The sequence below is a fragment of the Rhizobium sp. CIAT894 genome, assembly GCF_000172795.2.
Lineage (GTDB): Bacteria > Pseudomonadota > Alphaproteobacteria > Rhizobiales > Rhizobiaceae > Rhizobium.
The window spans coordinates 192,304-215,759 of the sequence record NZ_CP020949.1 but is presented as its reverse complement, the minus strand read 5'-3'; the positions used below and the strand labels follow the sequence as shown (position 1 = coordinate 215,759).

Sequence of the window (23,456 nt, the reverse complement as noted above, 5' to 3'; positions counted from 1 at the left end):
GTGTTCGTCACTTGATGGCTTGCGGATTTATCGGCGAACCAGCGCCACCGGGCAGGTGTAGGGGGGGAGCGAGGAAAAAGAACTCGTAGACTTTGTCTTGTGCGCAGTCTTCGGCCAACTCCTTCAAGTAAAAGATCTCGCCCATGGCAATTCCCATCGCAGGAATTACAACCCAGTGCCAAGGCTGGTTTGCTTCGTTTGTCTCGTTTGGCCGCACCTCGCAGCCCCAAGTATCGGTGCAAATGCCGGCAACATCCTTTGCCCTGAGCCAAAAACAGGTGCTGAAGGCCATGCCGGGAGCATCGCCTCCAGCGTATCCGTCCCAGCTTCCTTTCGCCAGGCATCGCTCCTGGTGACCTGTGCGGACAATGACGAAATCGCCTTTGCGGATTTCGACACCCTGTGCTGTTGCGCAGCCGTCAAGGTCCTCTGGGCTGATCCCGTAACCGTCATCCAGCGAGTCAACGCCCTTCCAGCGCGCGATATCTAACAAAACTCCGCGCCCGACCATTTTATCACGATAGTGCTCAATGCCGAGCTTCTTCGCACCCTTCACATCAACGAGCTTTGCGTCGTAGCCGTTGTACATCTTGTCGTCCAAGAAGATGTGGCAGAGAGCATCCCATTGGGTCGAGGCCTGACACGGCATATTGATCGCGTCATCCGCGTAGCGCAGGTAGGGTGCCGGTTCGTCCTGGTTGCCGGCAGCCGCATCTGTGCCTGTCGCAAGCATCGTATGGATCGGGTTCCAGCGCCCGCCGAAGAGGCCCGACTGAATCTGTTCCTTTAGTGATAGGCCGAGAGCAAAGGTCTTGCCCTTCCTGACCAAGCCAGCAGCCGCAACGATGTCTGCAGGTTCGACGTTATTCAAGGTCCCAATTTGGTCGTCCTCGCCCCACCGGCCCCAGTTGGAGACCTGCTTCGCGGCATCGTAAATTGCTTGACGATTAAACGTCATAGTCGTCTCCTCCCGACAATTATCGACTGATAAATAAATCCTCTTCGCCATCGTAGTCAAGTGGTCTTTTTCCATGCTAGGGAATAGGAGCGATTTCTTCCGACACACAGTTTACAGGCCTATGACACCAAAGCAGCCCCCCAAGCGAAGGCGCCTGCCACCGACCGAGCGGCGTGACGAGATACTCCAAAAGGCACTGAACCTGTTTGCGGAACACGGGTTTGAAAGCAGCACGCGCGAGTTGGCCAGGCAACTTGGCATCACCCAGCCCCTGCTTTATCGGTATTTCCCCAGCAAAGACGATTTGATCCGCGAGGCTTACCGGGCCGTCTATCTGGATCGCTGGAACATAGAATGGGATCGCTTGCTGTGTGATCGCAATGTCCCTTTGGAGGAACGGCTCAAGTCCTTTTATGCAAGCTACACGAAGGCGATTTTCACCCGCGAGTGGATGCGTATCTACCTTTTCGCGGGTCTAAAAGGTGCAGATATAAACCGTTGGTATATAGGGCTGCTCGAAGAGCGCATTCTGCAACGCATCGTGAAGGAGTACCGTCATCTTGCCGGCCTCGATGATCAGACCAAACCTTCGTTTGAGGAAATTGAACTCGCTTGGGCACTTCACAGCGGGATTTTCTATCTTGGTGTCCGTGAGCACATCTTCAGCCTACCTCCTTCAGAGGACCGTGACCGGACCATATCGGCGGTGGTCGGTGTTTTCCACAACGGCATCCAGACGTATTTCGCGAAAGCAGCTGTTCCGAAGCCAACCTAAATCAAAGCTCACGCCTAGACCTGCGCACTAATCAACGTTGATGATTCGATCGTTTATCCGGCAGCCCGACGGCATGGTCGCGCGGTTGATCGTGCATTTCACAAAAAATTTTGTCTCTACCCACCCCAGTTGACAAATTAACTTATCAACCGATAACTATAGCGACTGGTGCTTCCTCCCCCGCTGCTCCGGGCGTCATGTTTGACGTTCGAGAGCAGCAGGAGAGAGGACTCTAGCTTTCAACAATACGGTTTCGTCAAGCAGTTCCACTATTTGCCGACCAGCGTAGTCCGTGACCAAGATCGCGGCGCAGGGGTAAGTTCTACAGGATTTTAAGAGGAGGACCCACGCCGCCCGCGCGACAAGCGGATGGCGCGGAACACGCTTTGCCAGGTTTAGCCTGGATTAGGGAGGATAAATGTTTGAGGCGCTCGACCGTCAGCAACTGCTCACGCGCAATCAAAAGGGTTTGATGTTTGCGGGAGCTTTCGGATCGGTCCTGACTACTTTCTCATTGGCTTCATTTTGAGTTCGTGTCCAAGCCTTGGGGCTTAAGCTTTGGTCAATCTTCGATCATTATGCTTTCTTCCGGCGTTGGGGCAATGTTTGGCGCTGCATGGTTTGGACGGATGGCTGACCGGGTAGGGCGTCGATGTCCCCCTTATCCAGGAATTCGTTTCCGCCAAAAAGCGGGGTTTGGTGACTGGCCTGGTAACATGTGCGGTGCCACTCGGTTTCCTTATCGGATCGGCGATGGTTGCTTTCCTGGCTCCCGCGGTCGGGTGGCGAGGGCTCATTGCCGTTTGATTATGTTGAACCTGGGCGTGCTGTGGTGAGGCGTTGGGTGCCGGAATCACCCAGATGGCTCATGCGTCAAGGGCGCGTCTCAGGAGGCTCGCCAGTCAATCGGGTCCTTTAATTGCGGGTGTTAGTCAACCTTTTAGTGGGATACTTGCCGAAGTCATGGTCCTTTTCGAGGTCAGCGCCTCATGATGGTGTTCGGGTCGGGTGCTTCAACGTATGCAAGGGGGTGCCCTAAGATGGGCCGCCAGCCGATTGACCGAAGTCACCTGCGTAGCGGCAATCTAGGTGAGATTCAGCGTCAATCAGGATGAGACTCGCGCCGGGGTGTGACGGAGTGAGGGCGTAGCCCGATCGTAGTCATACCCCGGCGTGGCGCAGATTTTCGGCGTCTCAAGATCGCGGTCGGTTCGGTACATTTGCGGTTTTCTGGATTGGAGAACCAGTTTGTGCCGGGTCGCCATGTAACCGATCATCAGATGAGACTCTTCATGAAGTACCGACAAACGCATTCCGTAGAGGTCGCCGCGGCAAAAGCTTCGATCAGCCGGGCTACGGCCTACCGTCTCGACAAGGAGACGCAGCTTCCATCTCAGAGCAAGGCGCCCCGCGGTCGTCGCCGCCCCGATCCTCTGGAGCCGATATTCGAGACAGAAGTCATCCCGCTCCTGAAGACCGCACCCGGCATCCGTGCCGTCGCTGTCTACAACGAGATGCTGCGCCGACATCCAGAACTCTCTGAAGGTATCCGCCGTACGCTTGAACGACGCATCCGGTCGTGGCGTGCTGTCCATGGCGAAGCGCAGGAGGTCATCTTCCGCCAGATGCACGAGCCAGGCCGGCTGGGCCTTTCGGATTTTACCGATGCCAGCGGTCTTGGTGTGACGGTCGCCGGCCAGCCAATTGATCACCTTTTCTATCACTTCCGGCTCGTCTGGTCGGGCTTCGAGCATGCCCATGTCATTCTCGGCGGGGAAAGCTTTGTCGCGCTGGCCGAAGGGCTTCAAAATGCCCTTTGGTCCGTGGGCGGTACGCCGCTCTATCATCGGAGCGACAGCCTGTCGGCGGCATTCCGCAACCTCGACGCCGATGCCAAGGTCGATCTCACCCACCGATACGATCAGCTTTGCTCCCATTATCGAATGACGCCGACGCGCAACAACAAAGGCGTCGCGCATGAGAATGGCTCGATCGAAAGCTCCCATGGCCATCTCAAGAACGCTGTTCATGATGCCCTGCTGATGCGGGGGACCAAGGAATTCGACGATCTCAGTTCTTACCGCGCCTTTGTCGACGAGATCGTCAGCCGTCGCAACGCTGCCCATGGCAAACGCATTGATGCAGAACGATCCCATCTGCAGGCGCTGCCCGAGCGCCGGACCACGGACTTCGAAGAGATTGTCGTCACGGTGTCTCGGACGGGCGGCTTCACCTTGCGCAAGGTCTTCTACACCGTGCCATCCCGCCTGATCGGCCACAGGTTACGAGTTCGCCTGTTCGACGATCGGCTGGATGTCTTTGTCGGCGGCACGCATCTGATGACGTTGCGCCGCGGACGCGGCCAGCCCGACGGGCGGCACGATCAGGTCGTCAACTACCACCACGTCATCCATTCCCTGCGCAAAAAGCCGATGGCGCTCCGCGGCCTCGTTTATCGCGACAAGCTCTTCCCGCGTCAGGAATATCGCAAGGCCTTCGAAGCCCTCATCGAACATCTTCCCGACAAGCAGGCTTGCAAGATCACCGTTGAGCTTCTGGCATTGGCGCATGACCGCGGTTGCGAGCGTGAGCTTGCCGAAGAATTGGCCAGGACACTCGATGCCGGCGATTTACCGGATCTGGTCGCCATGCGAACGCTCTTCGGCCCGGATCCAGCCAAGCTGCCGACAGTCCATGTGCAACTCGCATCGCTCAACGGTTATGAGGCCTTGATCGGGACGGGAGAAGCCGCATGAAGAACGCCCACATCATCGATGAAGCACGCCTCGGCATCATGCTCAACGAGCTCCGGCTGCCGACGATCAAAACGCTGTGGCCACGATTTGCCGAGCAGGCGGACCGGGAAGGATGGCCAGCAGCTCGCTTCCTGTCGGCTATTGCTGAGCACGAGCTGGCAGAGCGTGCCAATCGCAGGGTTGAGCGGCATCTCGCCGAAGCGCACCTGCCGCCCGGAAAGACCTTGGACAGCTTCGCCTTCGACGCTGTACCCATGATCTCGAAGGCGCAGGTCATGGCAATTACCGCCGGTGACAGTTGGCTCGCCAAGGGAGCTAACATCCTCATGTTCGGTCCGCCCGGCGGAGGAAAGAGCCATCTTGCTGCTGCCATCGGCCTTGCGCTGATCGAGAACGGATGGCGTGTCCTGTTCACCCGGACCACCGATCTCGTCCAAAAGCTCCAGGTCGCCCGCCGGGAGCTGCAGCTTGAGTCCGCCATCGAAAAACTCAACAAGTACGACCTGCTCATCCTCGATGATCTCGCCTACGTCACCAAGGACCAGGCGGAAACAAGCGTGCTCTTCGAGCTGATCTCGGCACGATACGAGCATCGATCGATTCTGATCACTGCCAACCAGCCATTTGGAGAGTGGAACCGGGTCTTTCCCGATCCTGCCATGACACTCGCCGCAGTCGACCGGCTCGTGCACCATGCCACGATCTTCGAGATGAACGTCGAAAGCTATCGCCGCAGAACAGCCCTTGAGGAAAAGCGCCAGCGAGGCCGACCGGCTTCGTTTGCGACAATCAGAACCTCAACGCTGTCTGTCGCGGAGCGGCAATCAGAAAACGACGAAGAACTTGTCAGCGGCAATCAGCATGATAACTTGATCCCGACCGCGACCTAAGAATCTCATCCAGATTGTCGCCACCGTCTCATCCTGATTGCCGCGCTATAGTCACCGCAACCGCCGTCCCGGCGGGGACATCACAGGTTCCGCAGGGCGGGCCAGTAAGCGGTAGATGCCGACTATGCCATTTGTTCGCTTCCCACTCGAACGTCGTGCCGTCGACCCAGATGCAGTCCGGGTAGGGAAGGGCGCACCCCGAAAGGGTCGAGCGCCCTCCGTTTTGCGCCCTTTGGGCACTATTCGCTGAGTTTGTAGATCGCGGCATTATCCTGCTGTTCTCGCAGACCCTTGTATGAGGCATGCCGCAATTTGCCATCGTCGGTTCCTTGCCTCTCGGTTGGCGAGGTCGCAGTTCTCACTTCTCAATCCGCACTCCAATCGCCGGAAACATGAACTTCAGAAAGGGCAGCGTCTCGGAATCGGGTAGAAACCCCTCATCTCCGTCCAGTATTGCCTGTCGTATAACCCGCGATCGCTTCGCCCATTGTCCCTTTTTATCCTGGCTTTCGGTCAGGTCCTCGCATCCATATTCTCGGAGGGCGAAGCCCATAGTCAGCGCATGCTCTGGGTACTGATCGAGTGTTCTATAAGGGGCTATTCCCGAACGCTTGGTGGTGAAGCTCCTGGCTGCGCGCGTTATAGAATCTCGGAGCCTGCCGGCTGCGTTACGCGAAGTTGGAAGGATCTGCTTTTTTGCACTGGCTTTCTCAGCTGGCCCGTTGCGTTCCTGGGCTTGGTTCACTGCCACAGCCTGCTGGGATCAAAATCGAGTTTGGCTGCCTTCAGCTCTTTCAGGAGGGCGGTCTTCCATCCATCGGTGGGGTCCATATCCGTGTAAATGATCCCAAACAGGTCGGAGGGGATCTCAACTTCGCCTTTGCGTAACAGGCAGACACGTCCACGCCCCAACTTCCCCGCAAAATAGCCACGTTCAAAGATGACGTTTTGGCGGGCGCGCTGTCCCCTGACTGGTCGCCGCAGCTGATGAACCGACATCATCGGGTGTCAAAAGCACCACGGCGAAACCGACTTGTTCGGCGCTGGCTTCATACTTCTCAATGATGGTGCGTCGCTGATTCGGTTGCTCCTTGAGGATGACGACCTCAAGGTTCAATTTCTCTAGAAACCGGGCCAGACTCCGTAAAGCTCCCTCATCGTGACCGTGCACGATGAATACCTTGTTCGATTTGGGCATGATTAGCCTCGGTTCTCCTCCGCAATTCCGGGGGTATTTTTCGCTATCGGGAATATAATTCCCGGTTTAGAGATCACTATTTAATTTAGCAACGGAGCGATCCATGTCCGAAAGACTAGGAGACAAGATAGCCCTCATCACTGGAAGTTCGCGCGGTATCGGCCGGGCGGTTGCTCTTGCGTTTGCAAAGGAGGGTGCGGCGCTGAGTGGCGTGTACTACACCGCCAACGCGGATGCGGCCAATGCCACCGTACGCGACATCGAGGCGCTTGGTGTCAAGGCCATCGGTGTGAAGGCCGATCTCAGACAGGGCAAAGACGCGGCCGACAGCCTCTGGGCGCAGTTCAGCGAAGCCGCGCGTACCGAAACGGGCTCGTCCGCTCTCGATATTCTGGTGAACAATGCTGGCATCGCGCCCGCACTGCCGTTGAAGCAGACGAGCGAAGCTGCTTTCGACGAGGTGATGACGATCAACTACAAGGCGCCGTTCTTCCTGATCCAGGCAGCGGCCGACCACATTCGTGACAACGGCCGCGTCATCAATGTCTCCACTGGGTTTACGCGGATCGCGGCGCCGAGCCATCCCGCCTATGCGGCCTCCAAGGGGGCGCTGGAGACATTGACACTGGCGCTGGCACCTGAATTTGCAGCTCGCGGGATTACGGTCAATGCCGTGCTGCCGGGTGTAACGGAGACGAATATGAATGCCGAGTGGCTGGCATCGCCGGATGCGCGCGCCGGCGCCGAAGCCCTCTCGGTCTTCTCACGTGTCGGACAGGCGGAGGACGTCGCCGACGTCATCGCCTTCCTCGCATCGAACGATGCACGTTGGACGACGGGCCAGATGATTGATGCGACGGGTGGCGCCCGGATCTGATTGATCCCGACGCCCCGCTATATTTGCAGCCGTTCAAACGGCGGGAGGATGAATGGTTGACGAGGAGCCGGTTGAGGTCCGGTTCCCCGTCACTCCACCGGACAGAATCGCGCTCGCCGAGCGTGATCTTGCATTCATTCGGTGCGGCGTCTGATCGTTTCGTATGAAAGGCCTTAGGCGGCGGCGAGCTGCATTTCCTTCTGCACCATCGTGCGCAACGTCCCGAGATCTTTGGCGAAGGCGCGGATGCCTTCGGCGAGTTTTTCCGTCGCCATCGCATCCTCGTTCATCATCCATCGGAAGGTCTTCTCGTCGACCGAAACCTTCGGATCCGGGTTGCGGCTATCAGGCAAGAGCTTGCGCTCCAGCTTGCCTTCATCTTTGGCGAGTTCATCGAGCAAGTTCGGGCTGATGGTCAGGCGGTCGCAGCCGGCAAGTGCTTCGATTTCGCCGGCGCTGCGGAACGAGGCGCCCATGACGATCGTCTTGATGTCGTTCGCCTTGTAGTAGTTGTAGATCTCACAGACGGAGATGACGCCCGGATCTTCCTCGGCAGTGTAGTCCTTGCCGGTCGACTTCTTGTACCAGTCGAGGATGCGGCCAACGAAGGGCGAGATCAGAAATACTTTGGCGTCGGCGCAAGCGATCGCCTGGGCCTTGCTGAAAAGAAGCGTCAGATTGCAGTCGATGCCTTCCTTCTGCAGGACTTCCGCGGCACGGATGCCTTCCCAGGTGGAGGCGAGCTTGATGAGGATGCGGTCCTGGTCGATGCCGCGATCCTTGTAGGCGGCGATGATTGCGCGCGCCTTGGCAAGCGAAGCCTCGGTATCGAAGGAAAGATCGGCGTCGACTTCAGTCGAGACGCGGCCCGGGACGAGCTTCACCAGGGCTGCGCCGACGGAAACGGCGAGACGATCGGCGACGGCTGATGAAACGGCTTCGGGATTGCCGCCCTGCTTCTTGCCCCAGGCGACGGCTTCCTTGATCGCGTCAGCGAACATCGGTGTGCCGAGAGCCTTGAGCACGATGCTCGGGTTCGTCGTGCAATCCACCGGCTTGAGGCGTTCGACGGCCTCCATGTCGCCGGTATCGGCGACGACCGTGGTCATGTCGCGGAGTTGGTCAAGCTGGGATGTCATGGTAAAAATCCCTTGTAAACTCGAACTTATCTGCTGATCGGTGCGCGTCGGCGGCCCGGCAATGGGGCAATCTGCAAACAGGTGACTTGCGTGCTTTGGGCGAAAAGGCGCACCTCGGCCACGCAACGAAACAAACATGCACGCTGCTCGGTCGATGCTGCCTGCGGCTCAAAAAGGCGGCTCCAACTTTCCTGTGACGACAAAGTTGTGCTTTCCAAACCACAAGAACGGCTGTGTTGGGCCGACTATCGCCGCTGCACAGAGCGAAAGTCAAGGACATTTGTATATCTAGATTGCCAAAAGTTCCAAGGCCGTCACCATCAACCCTAAACAAGGCAATTGCCGACTTTGGACTTCTGGTGCAAGCAGGGTGAAATTCACATGGGAGAAGACATGGCCAAGCTAAGACGCGGCACGCACACGGCTTACTCCGAAGCCTCCTCGCTGAGGCTGCGCGCGGCCTGGCTCTATTACAATCAGGGCCTGACGCAGAAGGATGTCGCCGAGCAGCTTGGCATCAGCCGCACCACTGTCATCCGCCTGCTCGACGAGGCGATGAAGCGCAGCGAAGTACAGATCTGGATTAACGATTCAATCGGAGACTGTGTCGAGCTCTCAGTTAAATTGGAACGCGCCTACGGGCTTGACGAGGCGATTGTTGTCCCTGCGCCCGTTAAGTGCGACGTCGATAGTCTGGCAAAGAGTGTTGGCCTTGCCCTCGGCCAGTTTCTGTCCGAAGCAATTCCCGACGACTATACGATCGGGGTCGGGTGGGGCCGCACGATGACGGCGTCGCTTTCGAGCTTCCGCCCGCCGCGGCGCACCAATTGCAAGGTCGTCTCGCTTCTTGGCAGTATCGTCGCCGTACACCAGACGAACCCGATCGACTATACGTGGCGGCTCGCAAATCAGCTTGGCGCCGAGTGCTACATGTTTCTGTCGCCGCTGCTCGTGGACTCGATCGAGACCAAGCGCAATCTGATCGACAAATGCGGATTGGATACGATCTACCGCCTGGCGGAAGACCTCGATCTTGCGATCGTCAGCTGCGGCGACATCGGCCCGCATTCGACGTCGCTCTCCGAAGGCTGGATATCAAAGGTGGAATTGCAGCAGTTGATTGATGCCGGCTGCGTGTGCGACACGATGTTCAACTTCCTCGACAAGGACGGCAATAGCGTCGATCACTCGATTAACAGCCGCGTCATGTCGGTTGATCTGGACACCCTGAAGAAGGCAAGGCACATCGTGCTTTCCTCGGGAGGCGCACATCGCGCCGTGGCGATCCGCGCCACGATAAAGCGCATAGGCTGCAACACGCTGATCACCGAGGAAAGCGCCGCTAAGGCGCTGCTGGAATTGGCCGAGAGCTAGGGTGAGGACCTATTATTTGTTTGAGATGCACCATTTTGAGTTCGCCTGGCAGAAACAATCACCTATCCAAACCGCAACTGATGGCAAAGGCCCCGCGATGGGGCGCCTTCGCCAGTTAAGGCTGATTCACCGAGATTTGACGTCAGCCGGCTTCGTTATCAGGAATTCATGCAATGGCTTCAATTTTGCGAGAAGCTCATCGAAGGTGATGACGAGCACGTCGCGCGATTGCCGCGGTAAATTTCGAATGACCGCTGCAGGACGAGTTCGCTTGGATTCGTACCGGCGATAAGGATGCAGGGCGTCGACCACGCCTGAACGTGGTAGCTGCCTTCGTCTTTCATCTTGTGGGCGATACTCTTAATCAGCTTCAGTCGTTGGTCGAGCAATTGACTAACGCCACCGGCGAGCTCAACGGACGGGCCATAGAGAAGGCGGGCGATACGCCTGCTTCGTCAACAATGGTGTCTCAGTCGTCTTGATCTCGGGCCTCTAGCAGGTAGTCGGCATATTTCTCGCCGGTGCTCTCCATACCCGTGCCGCCAACAGAGGCCTGCGAGGGGTACATAACCACGGGGAGCCCGAAGAGGATCTTGAGCACGAACGGATTCTCAAGGAAATAGGCCTGCCAAAACTCTTCCCTATGCCGCTTGGCCATCTCCCTCGTCATGCTCTCGATCAGCATTTCCAACGAGACAACGATCTTCTCGCACAGTTGGAATAGTTCGACGGGATTATCGTGTGCAAGTTCAGCGACCGACCGCATGACGGTGCGAACCGCGGCAGAGGTATTTGAGTTGCGCGACCGTGGCGTTCCTTTTCTTGCCAGTGCCGTACGGACGGTGTCCTGAAGGTCTATAAGATGATGGATAGTTGCTCCTCTCGACACAGCGAAAGCGGCGATCCTATTTGATCGCTCACGGGTCAAGGAGGAGCGCGTTCGGATCATCAAATACTAGGAGTGGCGCGACGCATCCGGATGGGACGATCCCGTCGACGCCGCAATTGCTTGATGTTCTTCAGGACCCCGATCCGCCGCTCTGGCGGCGGTTTTTTTGCGCGCTGCCGTCAGCCCTTCTTTCCCTCCGGCCCCAGAACCTCTACCCCAATCGATTTCGGTGTACTGACAGCACTTCTTGCTGTCCAGGATCGCCGGAATCATGTTGGTTGGCCGGAATGCGACAAATGCAGCATGCGCACTATCGAAGAGTCTTGTTCAAGCGAGTGGCGTGTTACAGATTGGCTCGGGACGCTGCTTCGCGTAATACCTCGGAGACCAGCGCGAGCTCATCGTCATTGCTGTAGTAGTGAGGCGAGAAACGAACGGCGTCGTTCCTGACGCTGCATTTCACGTCGGCAGCATCCAAGTCTGCAAACAGGACGCTGGTGGCCATCTTTGGATTCTTCAGCAGGATGATGCCTGACTGGGATTCTTCCGGCCAATCACTCTTGATTTCGTACCCTGCGGATTTAGCCTGCGTCCGAATCCGTGCTCCGAGTTCCATAACATAACTCTCGATCTTCTCCATGCCGATGGAATCGATCTCTTCAAGCCTTTTGGCCAACCCAAAGATGCCTGCGCCGTTCTCGGTGCCAGGTTCAAAACGCCTAGCGTCCGGTAGATAGTCGAGCACGCGATGGAAGGAGAAGGCGTCGTTCACGCTCAACCAGCCGACGATGCGCGGTTTGATGCGTTCGAAGGCCTTCTCGGAAAATGCGACAAACCCGACCCCGACTGGCCCGAGCATCCATTTATGTGCGCTCACGACTAGGACATCGACGCCGTCGGCGCCCATGTCGGTGCTCAGCACGCCGACCGACTGGGTGCCGTCAACGACCAGCAAAGCGTCATGGTCGGCGCAGATTTCCGAGAATTTGGCGAGATCGACCCGGAACCCGCTGTAGAACTGGACATGGCTTACTGCGACCAGTTTTGTCCTGCTGTCGACCAGCAAGCGAAGATCATCTGGCGCAAGCGCCCCGTCACGCGCCTTCATCTTCCTGACTTCCACACCCTGCTGGGTAAGCGACTCCCAGATGAGAAAGTTCGAGGGAAACTCAAGCTCGGGGACCACTAGGTTGTCACCGGGCTGCCAGTCGATTCCCAGGGCTACGATCGACAGGCCATGCGAGGTGTTCTGGATATAGGCGATCCGTTCCGCGGAGGAACCAACGAGCTTGGCGGCGAGACTGCGTCCTTTGTCGCGTGTCGGCGCGCTCGCCGCCATGATCCCGGACGTGTCCGAAGCATGGAGTGCCGCCTGCCGGGCGATCGCATCCCGTACGCCGATCGAGATCGGAGAGACCGCGGCATTATTCCAGTAGATGCATTCTTCGACTATCGGATACTGGGTGCGGATATCTGCGAGTTCGGCCGCGTTCAGACAGGTCTCGTGTTTCATTGAAGCGTGGGCGTCCATGAGTGGCCTCGGTCAATAGATGGCGCAGTTTCCATACCGGCTCCCGTCGCTCGTGAACGCGGTCGCGGTAAAGAAGCTGAGATGGGCGTGGAAGCGAGCGGATGGCGCTAATCCGCTCGCCAGGTGCTTATTCGGCAATCTGATCGACAGAGGTGATGATACGAGATTTTTTTACCGCCGCAAGCGACATGCCATACTTGTTGAGGATGGTCTTGTACGTCCCGTTGGCGATCAGTTCCTGAAAAATTGCCTGCATCATTTCAGCTGAGGCCTTGTCCCCTTTCTGGACGGCGACGCCCAAAGGTAGAACATCGTAGACTCCTGGAGCAACGACGAGCTTTCCATTACTGGTCTGCTCGTAATATCCAGCCGCGGTGGAGTCGTCGAAACGAGCGTCGGCTCGACCCGTTAACACCGCTTGGATCGTGTCTTTCTGCTCGGGATAGATGACCTTGTCGATCTTCGGGAGGTTGGACTTCGCGCAGTTCTCGCTCAGCGTGTCCGCAGTGAAATCGGCCGCCGAGCCGGTCTGGACCGCCACCCGCTTGCCACACAGGCTCTTCGCATCAGCGATGGAATCCTTCTTGTCCGGGAGAACCATAGCCGCGGTTCCGGACTGGAGAAACGTGACGAAATCGACCTGCTTTAGACGATCTTCCTTCACCGTGAACGTTGCCCATGCCACCTTGACCCTTCCGGCGGCGAGCGAGGGAATCTGAGATGCGAAGGGTATGCGCTGAAGGTCGAGTTTCGCCGAGATGAGCTTTGCTGCCTCCTTCGCCAAATCCACATCCAGGCCAGCCGGTTGGCCGTTTGCATCGACGAACTCGAATGGCGCATAGTCGAGCCCGTTGGCGATTGTGAGTGTACCCGAAGATTCGACGAAGTCAGTGACCGGAATTTCTGCTCCGATCGCGTTATGTGCGAGCGACAGGGCGACGAGAATACCCAGATGCGTGGCCTTCATGATGATCCCCTTTTATTGAACGTTGGCGTTTGCAGGAGTAAGGAAGCACGTCCTTCGCAGTGAATCGAATTGAAAAGATGCATTGACAATATGAGCCGCATTCATGATCTCTAGAGGACGTCGATGGGTTTGACGGCCGACGAAAGTGTCCGAGGATTGCCACATGACCGAGTTCTCTTTGACCCAGATCGATCTCAACCTCCTGAGGACCTTTGACGTCCTAATGCGAGAGCGGAGTGTGACGAGGGCTGCCGACAGGCTCGGACGAACACAGTCGGCCATAAGCCATTCACTGGGCAGACTTCGAGACGTGTTTCAGGACGAACTCTTCACGCGGGAAGCCGGGATCATGGAGCCGACAGCCCGCGCGAAGGAATTGGCGGAGGTTATTTCCCGGGCGCTGCATCAAATCCGGGTGGCGGTCGACCGTCACCTAAATTTCGATCCGGCGACTACCTCCAGAAATTTTCGGATCGGCCTCTCGGACTATACGGCCGTCACCTATTTGCCCGCACTGATCGAGAATTTCTCGAAGTTCGCGCCCCACGCTTCGTTGAACGTGGTCCACGCCAGGGAACCCGACGCGCTCGGCTCATTAAAAAACCGCGAAGTCGAATGCGCGCTCCTTGGAAACCCGAAACTCGATGCCGAGCATTTCGAGGTCGTGGAGCTTTCGAGGGATCGGATGGTTTGTGCCGGATGGACCGGGAACCCGGCCATGGCCGATATGTCGCTCGATCGTTACCTCTCCTCGCGGCATCTTCAGATATCTGCGGACGGCATAGCAGCCGGCGTCGCCGACATAACCTTGCGAAAGCTCGGGCTTCATCGAAAAGTGGTCGCGACGATACCGCACTACCTCGTTGCTCCATGGGTCATCAAAGGCACGGAGCTGATTTCGGTGTTCGGCGACGGCGTGTTGTTGGCGCTCGCTGACGAAAGCGAGACGGCGATAGTTCCTCCGCCCCTCGATCTTCCTGATGTCACGATTTCGATGATCTTCGACAGGTCGAATGAACTCGACCCCGGGCACGTGTGGTTTCGGAACCTGATCAGAGACGTGTCCGAGAAGCAGAGAATGCTCAAACAAGGCGTCTATGATCGACTGGAGCTTTGAACATGCCCGCGGCCTAAAGCCCCGTTCACGGATGACCGCGAACCGGGCAGCTGGCATTGTCAGTTTAGCTCGAACAGGGCTTCCACCTCGACTGCGGCCTGCAAAGGCAGGGAAGAAACCCCGATGGTGCTCCGCGTGTGCCGCCCCTGCTCGCCGAAAATCTCGACGATGACGTCCGAGGCGCCGTTCATGACGCGTGCGTGTTCCGAAAACGAAGGCGTCGCGGCGATGAACCCGCCAAGCCGGACGACCCGCTTGATTTTGTCCAGGTTTCCTAAGCTAGCTTTAGCTTGTGCGACGACATTGATCGCTGCGGCCCGGGCAGCCTGTATTCCGTCTTCGACAGAGATGTTTGCCCCGAGCGATCCCGTCGCCACGAGTGTGCCACCGGGAGACATGCAGAGCTGCCCAGAGACGAAAAGAAGGTTGCCGACTTGGTGCGCGGCGACATAGTTCGCGACCGATCCGTGCGGTTTAGGGAGACCGATGGCCAGTTCTATGATGCGTTGTTCGAAAGAGGGGTTCATTGGCGTGTCCTGTCATACAGCCTCTGCGGCTGTGGGTGGATGAATTGGGGCGGTCCGGCAACCTTGCCACGCATCACAGCACGCGCGCCAGAAACTCTCGTGTTCGGGGAGACTGCGGGTGGGCGATCATCTCTCTCGGGTTGCCGGATTCGACGACAACGCCACCGTCCATGAAGACGAGCTGATCGGCCACCTCGCGGGCGAATCCGATCTCATGGGTCACGACCACCATGGTTATCCCCTCGCGCGCCAAGCGCTTCATCACCTCGAGCACCTCGCCCACGAGTTCCGGATCGAGCGCGGACGTGGGCTCGTCAAAAAGCAAGACCTTAGGATTCATCGCCAGCGCCCGTGCGATAGCCACCCGCTGTTGTTGCCCACCCGATAATTGCCTTGGGTAGGAGTCCCGTTTCTCGGCAAGACCCACCCGTTGGAGAAGGTCAATCGCCTTTGCCGTTGCCTGGGCGACTGGCTCCCGCTTAACGCGCATAGGAGCCTCTATGAGGTTTTCGAGCACGGTCATATGGGGAAACAAATTGAACTGCTGGAAAACCATCCCGATCTCGGCCCGGCGCTGACAAATTGCGCTCGGCGACAGTTCGTAGAGTTTGTTGCCTTCCAGGCGATAGCCGACGAAGTCTCCGTCGACGAGCATCAGACCGCCATTGATTTCCTCGAGATGGTTGATGCAGCGCAGGAACGTGCTCTTTCCCGATCCCGAGGGTCCGATGATACAAGCGACCGAGCCAGAGGGCACCGTGAGGTCCACGCCTTTGAGCACCTCGAGATGGCCGTAGGATTTACGAATGCCCTTGGCATGCACCATCGTCGTCGATGCGATCCCGAAGCGTCCGTGATGTGTGCGGGGTGCAGTCATGCTAGCGCCTCCTTCCGACCGATCTTGGCCAGGTTCCCGAGTATTGCCTTCGTGAGTCCAATTTTGTTGCGATGCTCGTCGCGGCTGAAGTGTCTTTCCAGATAGAACTGACCGACAGACATGATCGAAACCACTGCGAGGTACCAGAACGACACGACAAGGAGTAGTGGGATCGTCTCGAACGTCCGGGCATAGATCGACTGGGCGGAGTAGAGCAGATCACCCACCGCAATGATGCTGACCAGCGAGGTCGTCTTGAGTAGGTTGATCGTCTCGTTTCCGGTCGGCGGGATGATAATCCTCATCGCTTGGGGAAGCACAATCCTTCTCAGCGCCAGGCTGGGCTTCATCCCGAGACATGCAGATGCCTCGTACTGACCCTTGTTAACTGACCTCAGTCCGCTTCTGACGATTTCGGCCATGTAGCCCGCTTCATGAAGTGACAGCGCCACGATGGCCGAGACCAGCGGGGTCATGATGTCGTTCGTCGACACTGAATACAATGTTCCGATCCCCGGAAGCCAAAGGGTAAAATCTTTGACCACGATTGATAGATTGTACCAAATAATCAACTGGACGAGAGCCGGCGTGCCCCGGAAGAACCAGACGAAAACCGCAGCGGGCACAGATAGGAGCTTGCTCGGAGACAGCATCATCAAAGCGGCAATGGTTCCACCGAGAGTCGCTAGTATCATCACGACCACTGTGATGAGGAGGGTTTGCCAAAGGCCATCGAGGATGAGGGAGTTGAATAGATATTGCGCGACGATGGGCCACTGGAATTCGGGATTTGAAATCGCAGACCTAATCATGGCGGCGACCGACACCAGGACCAAGGCGACGGCCACCCACCTCCAAGGGTGTCGCATTGGAACGATGGTCAGTTGGTCCGGGTCGATCTTGTCGGCCGATCCCCTTTTGGGTTGACTACCAGTCATACTCGCCTCCGCTTTGACTAGACGGGCGCATTCAGTTCCCGATATCTGGGTTGTCCCCCGATTTAGCGTGGTCACCCACGTCTCGAAAACTGCGTCTCCCACCTCTGCCTTCGTTGTGAGGCCTGAAGGTGCATTCAATCAAATTAATAATTTGCATCGTGAAAATGCACGCGGTTCATGACGATTAGAAACATGGCGGGACGGCCCGCGGGCTAATTCCTTGAAGGCAAACGAACTCGCCCAGTACAGCCGCCTTAAATGGTAAAAGCTACGACGCCGTGTCTTGCGCGTCCGTTACGATCCCGGATATTTCGTCCACGTTCGTTGATGGGCGAAATGGCGAAAGCTGACCAGTTCGGTTTGTAAATCTCGACCGACCACGGATCACGCTCGGTGAGCGTCGAACGTGCCGCTTTGGGAGCTCGCGGACAGCAATCAGTCGATGCGAATCTGATTTTCGAGAAATCGTCGAAATGGCGGGCCGTCAGACACGCAGTATGTGCCGGGGAGCGGAGACAGACAAGCGCACTGGCCGGCACAGTTCGCCAAACGATCGGCGGATGATGCCGATGAGAGTGAATTCCTCGGCCTGTTTCCGTTGTCGGTAGAGGAGTGGTCATGCGGAATATCGCCATCTGAAGCCGGCGTATCGACAGCATGCTGACCTGGTGACCGAAGAGCGGGTCGCCTGGATCCGCGCAAATCATTGGTAGGAACGGCCGATGCGAAGGCAGCGCGGGCGAGGCTTGAGAATTTGCTCTCCTCCCCGCCGCGAGACCGAATGCCATGCCGTCAGGTGGATTTGGAGCGATTCGGCCCAGCCGTCGTTGTTGGCGGCGAACTGGAAAAACGGCGACGGAATTATCAATCAGCCCTTGGACTTCTGAGCAAGCTGAGCATCTGACGCGCAGCGCTTTCATCAGTCACCAAAGTATTGCAGCCTACTCGCCTGATAGCTGCCAAGATTGCGGCGGCTCGCTGTTCTCCCCCCGATGCGATAACCACGTGCCGTGCGCGTCTCACTGTATCGAGATCGACTGACATCACCCGATCGTTTACCGGATGGTCCACCGTGCGGCCGTCTCGATCTAGGAAATTGCACAGAACATCGCACATAGCCCCCATGCCGATGAGCGTTTCCAACTCCTCTGGCGCAAGGGATGCGACCGACAGCGATGTTGAATGGGTGCCGATATCGCCGACGCTCACCAGCGCAATGTCCAGATCGGCGGACAGCTTCATGATCCGATTCAAGCCGCACTTTTCGATTAAGCGTTCTTTGGTATCGGGAGAGTCAACCAGCAGCGGCGCCATCAAAAGAAAACATTGCGCCCCGAGTTGATTGGCGAGCTGCCAGGTAAAATCGATCGGATTTTCATGCTGGGCTTCCACCGTACCTCCAAGCAGAGACACGATTTTTACCCCTTCGCGCCGCAGCGGGCGAAAACTCGAAAGCGCGGCACTGAGTGTTCGTCCCCAGCCAACCCCGATCGTCGCATTGCTGGGAATGGTGTCGGAGAGAAACTGACCCAGCGCTTGCCCAACGGCCCGGGCCGTTCCGTCGACATCTTTCGCCGGCGGCGTGACGATCACTTCATCGAGATTGAGCGCGGCTTCCAGCTCGGATGCCAGTTCCAACTCGCTTGCGGCCTGCTTCACCCAGATCTGGATTTCGCCCCGCTTCAGCGCCTCATCGAGGAGCTTAACGATTGTGCTGCGGCTGACACCCAGTTTTGCGGCGACTTCGTTTTGGGTAAGCTTCTGATTGTAATAAAGAAAAGCTGCCTTCAACCTGAGGCTTTCAGCGTCCAGCAAGCTGGTGTGGGGCATCCTCGTCAGTTTTGTCATCCAATCCGCCCCTGGATAGTCGTTGCGCCCACGATTGGAACGGCGTCCAAATCCGTTCGCAGATCTTCGAGTAAAACATCTCTAGACGTGGCGTTTCACCCTTAACTGGCACGGCAAGCCTCCGCAATAGCTTGCGGTGCTTGGCGTCACACTTGACTGCCTTCGTCGTATCCAGCCAGGCTGATTTCTCTGCGCCACGGCGGGTCACTTCCGCGATGCTCGCAGGCAAGACTTGCAACATGTGCGGCAAACTCGAGAGCTTTGCGAGCCCGGTCATCCGTCAAAGCGGCGATGCTATGGCGATGCAAGTCGCCGCTCTGCTGGAGATGGGTGAGAAAGCCTGCAATGAGTGCGTCTCCAGCTCCCACGGTATCAACAACCCTTGCAGGGCGTGCTGGAACTTCAACGACTCCGCCACCCGCAAGATAAACCGTTGCGCCCAGCGCACCCCGGCTGACGAGGACGATCTTGGCCCGGTTTGAAAGCCAACTCTCCGCTGCCGAATGCGGCCCGACACCCGGCTGCATGAATTCGAGATCCGTCACCGATAGCTTTACGATGTCAGCCATACCGCAGAGGCGATTGAGACGCTGGCGATATGCCTCTGGATCCTGCGCTAGACCGGGCCGGCAGTTTGGATCGATCGAAAGCACGCGCTTACCCTGTTCGTTCTCGAACAGTGACTCGCAAGCGCTTGAGACAGGGGGGTGAATCAACGTGACCGAACCGATGTGCAGGACGTCAACCTCGCTGCCCAAAGCTGGTGCCCCTTTCAGCGTCCAGTGCCGTGCCGCACTACCGCTGTCATAGAACGCGTACTCAGGCTCGTCGCCTCCCAGACGCACAAAGGCCAGCGTCGTGTCGAAAGGCAGGCGGGTTGCGTAGCGAAGATCAATCCCCGCTTCGTTGAACTGCTGAACCAGCATGGCGCCAAAAAAATCCTCGGACAGCCCTCCCATGAATCCGACTTTACCGCCTAACCTGCCAATCGCGGTCGCAATGTTGCAGCAGGATCCACCACAGACAGGGATGTAGCCACCGCCACCTTCCGGGAGCGCGACCGGCAAGAAGTCAATCAAGGCATCACCGCAGACAACGATCATGAACTCATCCCCCCCAATTCCAATGCGGCACTCTTCAGAAATTCACAAACATACCGGCTTACGGCTCTGCTTGCCTCAACGTGAGGAAGATGCCCGGTATCCGGCAGAGTCAGCACTTGAGCGTTGAACCTCGACAGTTTCCGACGGTCGATCGGATTTATCGTGTCGTCCTCTCCCCAAATGACGATCCGCGGAACTCTGCTGACGGCTATGGAGGCCACATGGGGTTCAATCGAGGTCTCGACATGGCTTAACTCCGAAGCCAGGGCTCTGAGAGCGGCACGAATGCCAGGTCGTTCCAGGTGATCGAGGAGCCGTTGAGCGATCGGTGGCGTTATCAGGCGCGGGCGCGAGACCAATCGCTGAAGTAGCGCCAACGCAGAGTCCAATTCGCTAAGTTCAGGCAGTTCGCTCAGAAAATCTCGACCGACCTCTTTGCCCAGACCAGCCGGTGCGATCAGGCCCAGGCCGGCGACCAAATCCGGTCGGCGGGCTGCCAGTTCTATGGCGATTGCGCCGCCCAGTGAATGCCCCACCACGACAAAGGGATCGTTCTGTCGCGCGAGTGCGTCAATCAGTTCATCGGCGATCTCCGAGATTTTCATGCCAGTCCTGCCAGGCGGTTGATCGCCATGCGCAGGCAGGTCGCAGCTAAAAACCGCATACGACTGCATGAGCGCGTCCTGATTGGCTATCCAGGTCATTCGGTCAGCTCCGAACCCGTGGAGAAGCAGAAGGTTCGGCCCCGAACCCCCCAAGCGAAAGACTGGAAGCGGTAAGTGTGCGGTCGCGTTTGTCACGTCTCGATGATCCCAAGTGTGGAGCCCACTGCCGCAAGCTCGTCTGCGGGAACCAGGATTTTCTTCAGAATGCCTGTCGCTGGGGCTTCGATTTCCATGGTGACCTTGGGTGTCGTGATCAGGACAACTTGTTCACCTTCGGTGACCATGTCGCCTTCCGTCTTGAACCACTCGTCGATTTGGGCCTCGTCGATTTCGTTTCCGAGATTCGGCATGAGGATCGGGGTATCCATATGTGTTCCTCGCTCAAAGGTATGTTGGTTTATAGACCGAGACGGGCAAGTTCCCGATCGTCCCAGTCACGTACGCTGCGGCGGTTGCTGCGCTGGCTTGGAAACAACTCGCTGGTGATGACATCAAGGATATCATCTTTCTGGGGAAAGTAGGTTGATTCCATCTCAGCGCCGGGCACGATCCAATTCGGAGAGCCGATTACACGAGGCGCGGCGTGAAGAGTTTCATAGCCGAAGCGCGTAATGTTTGCGGCGAGCGTCATCAGGAAGCTGCCGCGCTCCGAAGCCTCGGATACCAGTACGATGCGTCCGGTTTTCCTTATCGAGGCGAGCACCGGTTCATAGTTAAATGGAACAAGCGAACGCGCATCAATCACTTCGGCCGAGATGCCGAAGGTGCTTTCGAGTTCTTCAGCAGCAGCGAGCGCGGAGTAAAGCGAAGGTCCCACCGTGAGAATTGTGACGTCTTCTCCAGCGCGCTTACAATCGGGTTCACCGATGGGAAGTTGATAGTAGCCGGTCGGCACGCCTTCGTTGCGGAACTGTTCCACGGTGTCGTAGAGGCGCTGGCTTTCAAAAAAAACCACCGGATCGTTGCCTGACAATGCGGAAGCCAACAGCCCTTTCGCATCATACGGCGTTGCCGGGTAGACAACTTTGAGGCCCGGAATATGGGCGCATAATGCCGTCCAGTCTTGACTATGCTGAGCGCCGTACTTCGAACCGATAGAGCAACGCAAAACGACGGGAACCTTCAGCTCACCCCCGGACATCGATTGCCATTTTGCCATCTGATTGAAGACTTCGTCGCCCGCCCGGCCTAGAAAGTCGCCATACATCAGTTCGACCAGCGCGCGGCCGCCCTCGAGCGCAAAGCCCACCGCCGTCGCAACAATCGCAGCTTCGGAGATCGGTGAATTGAACAACCGATCGTGGGGTAGGATTTCGGCAAGCCCCCGGTAAACGCCGAATGCGCCACCCCATTCCCGGCATTCTTCCCCATAGGCGACAAGACTGTCGTCGTGCGTCATGTGGTGCAAGACGGTCTCGAACAAGGCGTCACGCATTGTGATAGCTCGCATTGGTGACAGCTTGGCTCCGTCCTCGGCAAAGCCGTATCGACTTTTCTTCGCGTCCTGACGCACCCGGCTAACCGCGTCGACAGGCTTCAGGAGCAAAACTTCTTGCGAGGGCAGCTCTATGCTGGTGTTCGAGAACATAAGCTTGCCGATCAGCGTTGGATCTGCATGAATATCTACGGGGGGAGTGAGTGCCGGATCGACCGCGATCGCAGTAATCGAGCGCATGCGATCCGTCGTCTGTTCGCGCAATTCGGCGACCTGGCCAGCGGTCACAATCCCGGCCTCCTGAAGGCGATTGGAGAACAGAATAATAGGATCGTGCTGTTCCCACGCCTGCATCTCGTCCTTCGTCCGATAAGAGTTGATATCTGTCGTTGAATGACCCGAGCTACGGTAACATTCGACGTCCAGCAAGGCTGGCCCGCGGCCTTGAACCAAAAGCTCGCGCTTGCGTGCGACGGCGTCAGCAACGGCGAGCGGATTTGTTCCGTCGACGGTTTCCGCGTGTATGGCTTGCTGGTTGACCGCCAGCCCTATGCGAGATAGGCGGTCCCATCCCATTGTTTCACCGATGGTCTGACCGCCCATCGCATAAAAGTTGTTGGTGAAGAAAAACAGGACCGGCAAACCGCCTTTGAAAGCATCTGCCCACAGCGTCTCGAATTGTGCCATAGCGGCGAAATTCATCGCTTCCCAGACCGGCCCGCAGCCAGTAGAGCCATCGCCCGCGTTGGCCACAGTGATGCCGCTGGCCCCCGTAAGCTTCTTTCGCAATGCGGCCCCCGTGGCTATTCCGGCAGACGCGCCGACAATCGCATTGTTCGGATAAGTCCCAAAAGGCGGGAAAAAGGCATGCATTGACCCGCCCATGCCCCGGTTGAAACCGGTTGAGCGCATGAAGATCTCTGCAAGCAGGCCGAGCAGTAGAAAATTCTCCGCGGTCTCGCTTGTTTTCGGACTCCGCAGAGAGGTCTCCACGGTCCTGAGAAGCGTACCACGCTCATGGCTCTCCATGATCAGACGCAAGGCATCATCCGGGAGCTTTCGGATCGCCGAAAGCCCCTTCGCGATGAACTCGCCATGGCTGCGATGACTGCCGAAAATATGGTCATGCGGCTCGAGTGAGGCCGCCGCTCCGACGGCAGCAGCCTCTTGCCCGATCGAAAGGTGAGCCGGCCCTTTGTAGTTAAACTCAATGCCGCAATATGCTCCCTTTCCCTTTAGCGAAGCCAAAATTGTCTCAAATTCGCGTATGATCATCATATCGCGCAGAATTTGCAGCAATCCTTCGTCGCCATACTGGGCACGTTCCGCCTCGATATTCTCATCGTACGCGTGGATAGGAATTGGTGGTGCATTCAGGGTGCTGCGCACCTTGAAGGTCCTGGGGTCGATGTGGATTTCCTTGGGCATTCTGACCTCCGATGGGATTTGCCGGGGTCAATCCCCTTAGCCATCAGACATATACCGTTACGGCAAATGTATTTCAAGAAAGATATTTGTGTTCGACGATTTTTAGCGATTATCGTACAAATACAACGGAATTGCCGTGCCGTGGTGGGGCTCGGCGTTAGATT

21 protein-coding genes and 1 pseudogene are annotated in these 23,456 nt (G+C 57.4%); 6 read left to right on the top strand and 16 right to left on the bottom strand.

Annotation, left to right across the window (positions count from 1 at the left end; translation table 11 throughout):
- Window positions 1-7: 7 nt before the first annotated feature.
- Window positions 8-958, bottom strand: a complete 951-nt coding sequence (locus RHEC894_RS23725) for a cyclase family protein (protein ID WP_085739509.1) — start codon at window positions 956-958, stop codon at window positions 8-10.
- 121 nt (window positions 959-1,079) lie between these two features.
- Between RHEC894_RS23725 and RHEC894_RS23720 the strand changes: the two genes are divergently transcribed.
- The 3 genes from RHEC894_RS23720 (at window position 1,080) to istB (ending at window position 5,379) form a co-directional block, all read left to right on the top strand.
- Window positions 1,080-1,733: a TetR/AcrR family transcriptional regulator gene (locus RHEC894_RS23720; RefSeq protein ID WP_085739446.1), complete on the top strand. Its 654-nt coding sequence runs from the start codon at window positions 1,080-1,082 to the stop codon at window positions 1,731-1,733.
- 1,280 nt (window positions 1,734-3,013) lie between these two features.
- The gene (gene istA / locus RHEC894_RS23715) at window positions 3,014-4,489 is read left to right on the top strand and encodes an IS21 family transposase (protein ID WP_085739508.1); all 1,476 of its coding nucleotides are present in this window, start codon (window positions 3,014-3,016) and stop codon (window positions 4,487-4,489) included.
- Window positions 4,486-5,379 (top strand): IS21-like element ISRel5 family helper ATPase IstB, encoded by an 894-nt coding sequence (gene istB / locus RHEC894_RS23710; RefSeq protein WP_085739445.1) that lies wholly within the window; start codon window positions 4,486-4,488, stop codon window positions 5,377-5,379. The genes istA and istB overlap by 4 nt, the downstream gene beginning before the upstream one ends.
- 239 nt (window positions 5,380-5,618) lie before the next feature.
- Here istB and RHEC894_RS33495 read toward each other — a convergent pair.
- The 3 genes and pseudogenes from RHEC894_RS33495 to RHEC894_RS33930 all read right to left on the bottom strand — a co-directional run.
- A pseudogene (locus RHEC894_RS33495) lies at window positions 5,619-5,705 on the bottom strand (ATP-dependent DNA ligase); the annotation flags it as partial.
- A 415-nt stretch (window positions 5,706-6,120) separates the two neighbouring features.
- Complete coding sequence (locus RHEC894_RS33935; protein ID WP_246798588.1) at window positions 6,121-6,378, bottom strand: TIR domain-containing protein; 258 nt, start codon at window positions 6,376-6,378, stop codon at window positions 6,121-6,123.
- Window positions 6,314-6,577: a nucleotide-binding protein gene (locus RHEC894_RS33930; protein WP_246798589.1), complete on the bottom strand. Its 264-nt coding sequence runs from the start codon at window positions 6,575-6,577 to the stop codon at window positions 6,314-6,316. The genes RHEC894_RS33935 and RHEC894_RS33930 overlap by 65 nt, the downstream gene beginning before the upstream one ends.
- A 103-nt stretch (window positions 6,578-6,680) precedes the next feature.
- On the opposite strand from RHEC894_RS33930, the gene RHEC894_RS23690 reads away from it, so the two are divergent.
- Window positions 6,681-7,454 carry an SDR family oxidoreductase gene (locus RHEC894_RS23690; RefSeq protein WP_085739443.1) on the top strand — a complete coding sequence of 258 codons (774 nt, stop codon included), beginning with the start codon at window positions 6,681-6,683 and terminating at the stop codon, window positions 7,452-7,454.
- A 173-nt stretch (window positions 7,455-7,627) separates the two neighbouring features.
- Here RHEC894_RS23690 and tal read toward each other — a convergent pair whose 3' ends face one another.
- The gene (tal, locus tag RHEC894_RS23685; protein WP_010066224.1) at window positions 7,628-8,593 is read right to left on the bottom strand and encodes a transaldolase; all 966 of its coding nucleotides are present in this window, start codon (window positions 8,591-8,593) and stop codon (window positions 7,628-7,630) included.
- A gap of 393 nt (window positions 8,594-8,986) precedes the next feature.
- Here tal and RHEC894_RS23680 point away from each other — a divergent pair, with 393 nt between their 5' ends.
- Window positions 8,987-9,967 (top strand): sugar-binding transcriptional regulator, encoded by a 981-nt coding sequence (locus tag RHEC894_RS23680; RefSeq protein ID WP_085739442.1) that lies wholly within the window; start codon window positions 8,987-8,989, stop codon window positions 9,965-9,967.
- A 469-nt stretch (window positions 9,968-10,436) separates the two neighbouring features.
- Here the strand turns inward: RHEC894_RS23680 and RHEC894_RS23675 are convergent, their stop codons facing one another.
- The 3 genes from RHEC894_RS23675 to RHEC894_RS23665 form a co-directional block, all read right to left on the bottom strand.
- Entirely contained in the window at window positions 10,437-10,658 is a 222-nt protein-coding gene (locus RHEC894_RS23675; protein ID WP_125460990.1) for a hypothetical protein, read from the bottom strand.
- 541 nt (window positions 10,659-11,199) lie between these two features.
- Window positions 11,200-12,369, bottom strand: a complete 1,170-nt coding sequence (locus tag RHEC894_RS23670) for an aminotransferase class V-fold PLP-dependent enzyme (protein WP_245339536.1) — start codon at window positions 12,367-12,369, stop codon at window positions 11,200-11,202.
- A gap of 145 nt (window positions 12,370-12,514) precedes the next feature.
- Window positions 12,515-13,354 carry an ABC transporter substrate-binding protein gene (locus RHEC894_RS23665; protein WP_085739439.1) on the bottom strand — a complete coding sequence of 280 codons (840 nt, stop codon included), beginning with the start codon at window positions 13,352-13,354 and terminating at the stop codon, window positions 12,515-12,517.
- Between the two features lie 163 nt (window positions 13,355-13,517).
- Here RHEC894_RS23665 and RHEC894_RS23660 point away from each other — a divergent pair, with 163 nt between their 5' ends.
- Complete coding sequence (locus tag RHEC894_RS23660) at window positions 13,518-14,471, top strand: LysR family transcriptional regulator (protein WP_085739438.1); 954 nt, start codon at window positions 13,518-13,520, stop codon at window positions 14,469-14,471.
- Between the two features lie 59 nt (window positions 14,472-14,530).
- Here the strand turns inward: RHEC894_RS23660 and RHEC894_RS23655 are convergent, their stop codons facing one another.
- The 8 genes from RHEC894_RS23655 to RHEC894_RS23620 form a co-directional block, all read right to left on the bottom strand.
- A complete protein-coding gene (locus tag RHEC894_RS23655) occupies window positions 14,531-14,998 on the bottom strand; it encodes a RidA family protein (protein ID WP_085739437.1) in 468 nt (155 codons plus the stop codon).
- A 73-nt stretch (window positions 14,999-15,071) separates the two neighbouring features.
- The gene (locus RHEC894_RS23650) at window positions 15,072-15,875 is read right to left on the bottom strand and encodes an amino acid ABC transporter ATP-binding protein (protein WP_085739436.1); all 804 of its coding nucleotides are present in this window, start codon (window positions 15,873-15,875) and stop codon (window positions 15,072-15,074) included.
- A complete protein-coding gene (locus RHEC894_RS23645; protein ID WP_085739435.1) occupies window positions 15,872-16,813 on the bottom strand; it encodes an amino acid ABC transporter permease in 942 nt (313 codons plus the stop codon). Before RHEC894_RS23645 ends, RHEC894_RS23650 begins: the two co-directional genes overlap by 4 nt.
- Window positions 16,814-17,677: 864 nt before the next feature.
- The gene (locus RHEC894_RS23640; RefSeq protein WP_085739434.1) at window positions 17,678-18,661 is read right to left on the bottom strand and encodes a sugar-binding transcriptional regulator; all 984 of its coding nucleotides are present in this window, start codon (window positions 18,659-18,661) and stop codon (window positions 17,678-17,680) included.
- 146 nt (window positions 18,662-18,807) lie between these two features.
- Window positions 18,808-19,764, bottom strand: coding sequence for a carbohydrate kinase (locus RHEC894_RS23635; protein ID WP_085739433.1), 957 nt, complete (start codon window positions 19,762-19,764; stop codon window positions 18,808-18,810).
- The gene (locus RHEC894_RS23630) at window positions 19,761-20,564 is read right to left on the bottom strand and encodes an alpha/beta fold hydrolase (RefSeq protein ID WP_085739432.1); all 804 of its coding nucleotides are present in this window, start codon (window positions 20,562-20,564) and stop codon (window positions 19,761-19,763) included. The genes RHEC894_RS23635 and RHEC894_RS23630 overlap by 4 nt, the downstream gene beginning before the upstream one ends.
- Window positions 20,561-20,797, bottom strand: a complete 237-nt coding sequence (locus tag RHEC894_RS23625) for a lipoyl domain-containing protein (protein ID WP_085739431.1) — start codon at window positions 20,795-20,797, stop codon at window positions 20,561-20,563. The genes RHEC894_RS23630 and RHEC894_RS23625 overlap by 4 nt, the downstream gene beginning before the upstream one ends.
- Window positions 20,798-20,826: 29 nt before the next feature.
- Complete coding sequence (locus RHEC894_RS23620; RefSeq protein ID WP_085739430.1) at window positions 20,827-23,292, bottom strand: alpha-ketoacid dehydrogenase subunit alpha/beta; 2,466 nt, start codon at window positions 23,290-23,292, stop codon at window positions 20,827-20,829.
- Window positions 23,293-23,456: the final 164 nt, after the last annotated feature.